This is a genomic window from Aeromonas sp. QDB56, assembly GCF_027705505.1.
Classification (GTDB): domain Bacteria; phylum Pseudomonadota; class Gammaproteobacteria; order Enterobacterales; family Aeromonadaceae; genus Aeromonas; species Aeromonas caviae.
Genome location: NZ_JAPDBZ010000165.1, coordinates 1 through 8,158, shown reverse-complemented (window position 1 = coordinate 8,158; position 8,158 = coordinate 1). Strand labels below are relative to the sequence as shown.

Annotated in this window: 7 protein-coding genes; 5 read left to right on the top strand and 2 right to left on the bottom strand. The window is 63.3% G+C overall.

Annotated features, from left to right (window positions below; all coding sequences use genetic code 11):
• Positions 1-239: 239 nt before the first annotated feature.
• Positions 240-2,363: an alpha-amylase gene (locus tag OKB81_RS18215; protein WP_183149563.1), complete on the top strand. Its 2,124-nt coding sequence runs from the start codon at positions 240-242 to the stop codon at positions 2,361-2,363.
• 64 nt (positions 2,364-2,427) lie between these two features.
• Here the strand turns inward: OKB81_RS18215 and OKB81_RS18210 are convergent, their stop codons facing one another.
• Positions 2,428-3,054: a glutathione S-transferase gene (locus tag OKB81_RS18210; RefSeq protein WP_104454571.1), complete on the bottom strand. Its 627-nt coding sequence runs from the start codon at positions 3,052-3,054 to the stop codon at positions 2,428-2,430.
• 158 nt (positions 3,055-3,212) lie between these two features.
• Between OKB81_RS18210 and OKB81_RS18205 the strand changes: the two genes are divergently transcribed.
• The 4 genes from OKB81_RS18205 to OKB81_RS18190 all read left to right on the top strand — a co-directional run bounded on the left by OKB81_RS18205 (position 3,213) and on the right by OKB81_RS18190 (position 7,029).
• Positions 3,213-3,857 (top strand): response regulator transcription factor, encoded by a 645-nt coding sequence (locus OKB81_RS18205; protein ID WP_041214700.1) that lies wholly within the window; start codon positions 3,213-3,215, stop codon positions 3,855-3,857.
• A gap of 382 nt (positions 3,858-4,239) precedes the next feature.
• Positions 4,240-4,821: a TetR/AcrR family transcriptional regulator gene (locus tag OKB81_RS18200; RefSeq protein ID WP_104454572.1), complete on the top strand. Its 582-nt coding sequence runs from the start codon at positions 4,240-4,242 to the stop codon at positions 4,819-4,821.
• A gap of 72 nt (positions 4,822-4,893) precedes the next feature.
• On the top strand, positions 4,894-5,751 hold the full coding sequence (locus tag OKB81_RS18195; protein WP_160839261.1) for an alpha/beta hydrolase: 858 nt from the start codon (positions 4,894-4,896) through the stop codon (positions 5,749-5,751).
• A gap of 117 nt (positions 5,752-5,868) precedes the next feature.
• Positions 5,869-7,029, top strand: a complete 1,161-nt coding sequence (locus OKB81_RS18190) for a patatin-like phospholipase family protein (protein WP_069785595.1) — start codon at positions 5,869-5,871, stop codon at positions 7,027-7,029.
• Between the two features lie 27 nt (positions 7,030-7,056).
• On the opposite strand, the gene OKB81_RS18185 is transcribed toward OKB81_RS18190, so the two are convergent.
• On the bottom strand, positions 7,057-8,158 hold a 1,102-nt coding region (locus OKB81_RS18185; RefSeq protein ID WP_270805360.1), incomplete at its 5' end, for a monovalent cation:proton antiporter family protein.

The window sequence follows — 8,158 nt, the reverse complement described above, 5'->3', positions numbered from 1 at the left end:
ATGGATTTAGGGACTCAGAATACTTTTTTCTGAAAATCAAGGCGGCCTTCCCCGGAAAGCCGCGATGAACCTTTTTTCATGGCCGCGACACCCGGTTCACACTTTTCCATTCTTGAAAACGTAACCATTTGAACTGACGTCACAAATCGGTATTTTATCGGTCCAAGCCTGCCCCAGCGCGCCCTAGAATGAGTGCCTCAACGGATCCTGCTCCTCACACTCTGCTCAAGGAATGGCTTATGCGTCTCTCTTCGCGCCCCGCTCTTCGCCCATCACCCCTGTGGCTGGCCGTGCTCGCCACACCGCTGTTCATCGGTCAGGCGATGGCCGCCCCCGAGGTCTATCTCCATGTGGATGGCAAACCGGTAGCCGAGGCGCTGACGCTGGACAAGGGCACCGTCACCCTGACCCACAGACTGGACAAGGGGAGCCACCAGATCCGCATCAGCGATGCGGGCAACAGCTGCGGCACCAGCTTCGGGCCAACCGAGGCCAAGCCCCTTCCCTTCGGCACCGCCCAGCCCATGGACAAGTGCAGCAAGGGGACAGACTTCAATCTGAGGGTGATGCTGGCGGGGGACTACGAGTTCACCTTCAACCCCGATACCCCCAGCCTCAAGGTGTTGCGGGCAACCAAAAAGAGCGAGTTCAAACGCCAGCCCCCGGAAGAGCCCTGCATCAGCTGGGATGGCGGCCCGGTCACGACATCACTCAAGGGCGTCTGGCCCGACGGCACACGGTTGCGGGATGCCTACTCGGGACAGGAAGCCGTGGTCAAGGGCGGCAAGATCACCCTGACACCGAGCAAGGAGAGTGGCGGCCTGCTGCTGCTCGAGCCGGTCAAGGCCGCAAAGCCTGCTCCCTTCAGCTGGGATCAGGCGAGCGTCTATTTTCTGCTGACCGACCGCTTCCACAACGGCGATCCTGCCAATGATCACAGCTTCGGTCGTCAGAAGGATGGTCAGGACGAAGTGGCCACCTGGCATGGCGGTGACTTCAAGGGGCTGACCGAGAAGCTCGACTACATCAAGCAACTCGGCATCAACGCCATCTGGATCACCCCCATGGTGGAACAGGTCCACGGCTTCATCGGCGGTGGCGAACAGGGGAACTTCCCCTTCTACGCCTACCACGGCTACTGGGCGCTCGACTTCACCAAGATAGATCCCAACTACGGCGACGAAGAGAGCCTGAAAACCCTGGTGGACGAGGCCCACAAGCGCGGCATGCGGATCATCCTCGACGTGGTGATGAACCACGCAGGCTACGCCACCCTCGCCGACTTGCAGGATCTGGGGCTCACCGATCTCACCCAGAACACCGGCAAGCTGCCGAGTCGCTGGAACGAATGGCGCCCAAGCGGCGGCCTCAACTGGCATGGCTACAACCAGTTCATCGACTACCAGTCATCCCACTGGGACAAGTGGTGGGGCCCTGACTGGGTGCGCGCAGGCCTGCCCGGCTACCCGCAACCCGGCACCGACGACGTCACCGGCTCGGTGGCGGGACTGCCGGACTTCCTGACCGAATCCACCAGATCGGTGGGGCTGCCACCGCTGCTCGCTGCCAAAAAAGACACCAGGGCCAAGGCCCTGCCCAACGCCACCGTGAGCGATTACCTCATTGCCTGGCACACCGACTGGGTGCGCCGCTTCGGCATCGACGGCTTCCGTGCCGACACCGTCAAGCACCTGGAGCCCGCGGTCTGGGCCAGGCTCAAGCAGGCGGGCACCGACGCGCTCAAGGAGTGGAAGGCCGCCAACCCGGGCAAGGCCCTCGATGACCTTCCCTTCTACATGGTGGGCGAGGTGTGGGATCACGGGGTCGCCAAGGACTTCTGGTACCAGCACGGCTTCGATTCCCTGATCAACTTCGACTACCAGCGTGAATTCGCCCTGCCCCAGGCCCAGTGCATGGCAGGGGCAGAGCCCACCTATGCGAGCTATGCCAGCCGCATCAACCAGGATCCCGAGTTCAACGTGCTGAGCTACATCAGCTCCCACGACACCAAGCTCTTCTTCGGCGACTACCAGGACGTGGCGCTGCAACGGCGGGTGGCCAACAGCTTCATGCTGCTGCCGGGCGGCATCCAGATCTACTATGGCGACGAGTCCGGTCGGGGGCTGGCCAAGGATGGCGGCGTGTTCGATCAGAGCGTGCGCTCGGACATGAACTGGCAGGAGCTGGCGAGTGGCGAGAAGGCGGAGCTGGTCAAGCACTGGCAACGGCTCGGCCAATTCCGTGCCGCCCACCCTGCCATCGCGGCGGGCAGCCACAAGAAGATTTCCGATGCCCCCTACGGCTTCGTGCGGGAGAAAGGAGAAGACAAAGTGGTCGTGGTCTTCGCGGGTCGGCAGAAATAGCGACCTGGCCTGAATAAAAAGGGGGAGCCGATGGCTCCCCTTTTTTGTCTTGCCGACGCCCGCATCAATCAGGCTGGCGGGCCGCCTTTGGCCACTGCAACCTCGCCCTGAGCAGGGTTTCCTGCCACAGGGGCCAGGCCAGCAAGGCCTGCTGATAGGCGCCAGCCTGACCGGGCAGCGAAATGCCATAGCTTGCCAGTCGATAGGCCATCACCGCATAGAAGGCATCCAGAATGCTCGCCTCGTCGAAATAGAAGGGCCCCCGCGCCTGGGACCAGAGGGTCTGCAACCGGGCCAGCTCGTCGATGACCTCCACCGGCGGTTCACTCTGGGTGGGCGCCCCCAGGAAGAAGGGCAGCAGGGTGCGGATCTGGCGAAAACCGGCGTGCAGCTCGGCGCACAGGCTGCGGGCCAGGGCCCGTTCGGCCTTGTCCACCGGATAAAGGTGGCGCTCCGGGCAGCACTCGTGGAGATATTCGGCGATGGCCAGCGAGTCGTGAATACGCAGCTCACCGTCGTCGAGCCAGGGCACCAGGCCGGCGGGGGCCGTGCGCTTGAGCCGTTGCAGCTCCTTGGCATCTTCCAGATCGAAGACCTGCTCCTGCCACTTGAGCCCGCTCATGGCCAGCACCAGCGCCGTTCTCATTGCCCAGGTGGAGCCCGTGCCCACCGTCAAAACCAGGGATCCCATCGATTGCCTCCTGCATGGGTTGTTTACTGGCCATCCCGCCGGCCCCGTGGCACGACATCCGATGACCACCTCACATTTGCGTACTGGCGGGTTTGACCCACTTGGGTAGCAGTGCTAGTTTGATTTTTCAAAACAATCAGTTAGCAACAATGTGAGCTATGGACAGCCAATTTACCATCGTCATCGCAGATGACCACCCCCTGTTTCGGGGCGCCCTCTATCAAGCGGTGCACATGGCCATCGACGACGCCAGATTGCTGGAGGCTGACTCCATCGACAGCCTGAGCCACCTGCTCGATGAACATCCCGACGTCGACCTGCTGCTGCTGGATCTCAAGATGCCGGGGGCCAACGGCTTCGAAGGGCTGGCCTATCTGCGCGGACATCACCCGGATCTCCCCATCGTCGTGGTCTCGGCCTCCGAGGATCCCGCCATCATCCAGCAGGTGCTGCGCCTGGGCGCGCTCGGCTTCATTCCCAAATCCGTTCCCATGAAAGAGCTGGTCAGCGCCCTCAATACGGTGATCGGGGGGGACAACTGGGTGCCCGAGGGGATCTCCCTCCATCCCGAGCCCGGCGAAGGGCCCGATTTCGCCACCAAGCTGGCCAGCCTCACCCCCCAGCAATACAAGGTGCTCATCATGTTGCGGGATGGCAGCCTCAACAAACAGATCGCCTGGGAGCTCAACGTTTCCGAGGCGACCATCAAGGCCCATATCACCGCGATTTTCCGCAAACTCGGGGTCAAGAACCGCACCCAGGCGGTCATCGCCCTCCAGCAGATGGATATCAAGGACAGTTGAGCCCCTTGTCACCATCAGAGCCCATATCACTCCGCCTTCCGCAAACTTGGGGTCAAAAACCGCACCCAGGAGGTCATCGCCCTCCAGCAGATGGATATCAAGGACAGTTGAGCCCCTTGCCACCATCAGAGCCCATATCACTCCGCCTTCCGCAAACTCGGGGTCAAGCACCGCACCCAGGCAGTCATCGCCCTGCAGCAAATGGGCATCAAGGACGACTGAGCTCGTCCCCGGCTGGCTCGTATCGAGCCAGCCACAACCGCCCCCCAAAAGACTCTCTGGCCCCCCCGTGGCAGCCGGAAACGGCCTCCCTGCACCATTTGCGGCTCGACAATTAGCACGGTCGTACTTTATGCTGCCAGCCCAGAGAGAGGAGAGCCGGATGAGCAAGGGACGTCTGACCCGCGACACCATTTTGCAGACTGCATTCGAGCAGGCGAGCCAGCAGGGGCTGGAGAGCCTCACCATAGGCTCCCTCGCAACGGCCTGCGAGATGTCAAAAAGCGGTCTGTTCGCCCACTTCCAGTCCCGTGACAACCTACAGATCGCCGTACTCACCCATTCCGCCAAGGTATTTCGTGAGCGGGTGATCCAGCCGGTGCGCCAACAGGGACACGCCACCCAGCAGGAGAAACTACTCGCCCTGTTGCAGGCCTGGCTGGCCTGGAACCAGAGTTTTGCCGGCCGCTGCATGTTCCTCGATGCCTGGACCTCCGCCCAGGAGGGTGAGGTCCAGCAGGCGGCACGCGAGCTGGTCCGTTTCTGGCTCGACTACCTTACACGCCAGGTAGTGCAGGGGCAGGCCAGAGGGGAGTGGCGCAGCGATCTCGACCCTTGGCGCGCCGTCTATCGCCTCTACGGCCTCTATCTCGGGGATCAGGTGTTCCATGCCCTGGGGCTCAGCGAGGATCCGGCCCGCCACTTCTGGCCCGAGGTGGAACAATTGCTGACCAGCTGGCGCTGACCCGACGGGCTCTTCCTTTTAAAAACTCGCAAAAAAGCACGACCGTTCGCACACAAAAGACACAGGATAACCATGAGCAGCAAGATCTACTTCAACACACGCCGCTTCAGCCCGAGCAAGTTGCTGCTGGGCCTCGGCACCCGCCTGCATCACGTGCTCGCGCCCACCCACGCCAAGCGCACCGCCAGCAAGCTGCTGCTCACCCCGCAGCGGGCGACCCGGGACGTCGCAGCCCCGGCCGGCCTGGTCGAGCAGGCCATCCACACCAGTGAAGGGACCCTGATGAGCTACCGGCTCGGCCAGGGGCCGGTCTGGCTGCTGATGCACGGCTGGTCAGGCAGTGCCAGCCAGTTCTATCCGCTGATGAGCCACATCGCCGCCCAGGGCTATACGGCCCTCGCCTACGATCACCCCGCCCACGGCCGGAGTGAAGGGAACAGGGGCCACCTGCCCCGCTTCGTGCGCGCTTTCGACGAGATCCTCGAGCGGGTCGGCCCCGTCCAGGGCGTCGTCACCCACAGCATGGGGGGCGCCGTCACCCTCAGCAGCCGTCACCCTGCCATGGATGCGCTGCCGCTGCTGCTCATCTCCCCGGTGCTCGACTACGTGCCCCAGCTCTACGGCATGGTGGCGCGCTCCGGCTACTCCATCCGGCTGTTCGATGCGGTGGTCAAGGAGATAGAACACGAATACCAGCACCCGCTCAGCACGGTTGACCCCCTTGGCCGGCTAGCCCGGCGCAGCGGCGCCGCCCTCATCGTTCACGATGAGGAAGACCGCTTCGCCCCCCACCGGGACTCCCTGCGTGCGGCCCAGGATTGCCGCACCCGGCTGGTGAGCACCCGGGGGCTCGGCCATGGCCGTATTCTGGCAAGCCCTCCAGCCTTCGCCGCCTTCGATCAACTGAGCCAGACGCCTTTGGCAAACTGAAAATGAAACGGGCCGCAAAAATTGAGCGTGCGGCCCATTTTTATCCGGTATACAACGTCTTATAGTTGAATTGCGCGGTGGCAACCCGCCCTGGCGATCACGATAAGGCGCACCCTCATGGCCAGACCCAATACTGCTCTTCTGCTGACTGGTGGTGGTGCCCGCGCCGCCTATCAGGTCGGCGCACTCAAGGCGGTGGCCGAACTCTACCCCCGCAACATCGGCATCCCCTTCCCCATTTTGTGCGGCACCTCGGCGGGGGCTCTCAACATCACGGCGCTGGCGTGCTACGCCTCCTGTTTCCATCTGGGGGTGCGCAAGCTGGAGTGGGTCTGGCGACGTTTCGAGACCCACCACATCTTCGACTTCCACCCCTGCCAACTGCTGTGGCGCACCCTCTATCAGGGCTCGGCCGGCCTCATCACCCCCCAGAGCAACCGCGCCTTTCACCTGTTTGACAACGCCCCCCTGCGCCGTCTGCTGGATCAGCTCATCGACTATCACCGCATCGATGACAACATCCTCTACGGCAGCCTGGAGGCCATCGCCATCACGGCCTCCGACTACGATGACGGCCTTTCCACTACCTTCTTCCAGGGGCGGGCCGAACATCAGCCCTGGGAGCGCGCCAGACGACGTGGCCTGCGTACCCTGCTCACCTCGGATCATCTGCTGGCCTCGTCGGCGCTGCCCTTTGTCTTTCCCGCCACCCCCATCGGCGATCGCGTCTACGGGGATGGCTCCATCCACCAGCTGAGCCCGCTCAGTCCCGCCATCCACCTGGGGGCGGAGCGGATCCTGCTGGTGACCCTGGACTCCCCTCACAGGGAGAACCCGACTCCCCGCCAGGGGCACCTGACCAGCTCCAACATCGCGAGCCATCTGCTCAACACCGTCTTCTCCGACACCCTCAATTCGGATCTGGAGCGGCTCGGGCGCATCAACCAGACCCTTTCCCTCATTCCGCCACGGGAGCGCAGCCGACTGAAACTGCGCCAGGTGGAGACCTGCGTGATCCGCCCCAGCCAGGATCTCGACCTCATCGCCCTCGAATACCTCCCACGGTTGCCGACCCAGCTGCGCCGTCTGCTGCGGGTGCTCGGGGTCAACGGCGAAGAGAGCAGCAGCCTGGCCAGCTTCCTGATGTTTGATCCCGGCTATTGCCAGCGGCTCATCAAGCTGGGATACCAGGACGCGCTGGATCACCACCAGCGCATCGAGGCCTTCCTCGACCTGCCGGGCAGCGGGAAGCAGGAGCAGTTTCGCGAAGAGGCCTGAGGAGCCTTATCCCATGGCAAGGAGATCCTAGCGTCCCTCCAGCAGGCGCTGCTCGGCCTGTTCCATGGCCACGGCCGTGCCGAAAAGTACCAGGGTATCTCCCGCCGCCAGCACCAGCTCGCGCCTGGGATCCAGGCTGCGCTCCCCGCGATGAATCGCCTTGATGCGCACCTCTCCCAGGGCGAGATCCAGTACCCTGTGTCCCACCGCCCAGGCCTGGTCGTGCAGCAGCACGGGATGCAGCCGCTCGAGCAGTTGATCCGTCTCCAGATTGCCCGCACTCTTGCCACCCCAGTAGAAACCGTGCAGAAAGCGATACTGGCTGCTGCGCTCGTGCTCCATGCGCCGGATCACCCGGCCGATGGGAATGTCGCAGTTGAGCAGCAGGTGGGAGACCAGCATCAGGGCTCCCTCCTGGGATTCGGGGATCACCTCGAAGGCGCCGGCCTGCTTGTAGTGTTCAAGGAAGCTGTCATCCCGGGTACGCACCAGCACCTTGATCTCCCCCGCCAGCTCCCGGATCAGCGTCAGCATTGCATCGACCCGCTTTTGATCGTCGAAGGTGATGATCACCAGCCGCGCCCGCAACAGACCGGCCGCCAGCAGGATGTCGCGCCGGCTGGCATCGCCGAACGCCACCTGCTCCCCCGCCAGCTTGGCCTCGCTCACCCGCTCGGGATCGAGATCCAGGGCCAGGAAGGGGATCTCTTCGAGCTTGAGAAAGCGGGCACAGGTTTGGCCGGTGCGTCCGAACCCGGCGATGATGACGTGCTGGTGTTTGCTCAGGCCCGACTGGGCCACCTCGGCGCGAGAGAGCAGGGCACTGTCGGTGAGGGAGTGGGCAAGCCCCAGCGCCCGCAACACCAGCCAGGGGGTGAGGGCGATGGAGATGACACCGATGCCGATGAGCAGAGAGACCAGCTGGTGATCCAGCAAGCCGTGATGACTCGCCAGCGCCAGCAGCACAAAACCGAACTCCCCGACCTGGCTCAACATGATGCCAGTGGCCATGGCGTCGCGCTTGCGCTCCCCCATCAGGCGGCCCGCCAGCAGTAACGGTTCACCCAGACCAGTTGACAGGTAAAAAATGAGACGATCGTCCGGTGATCCACTATTGCCTCTTGCGTGA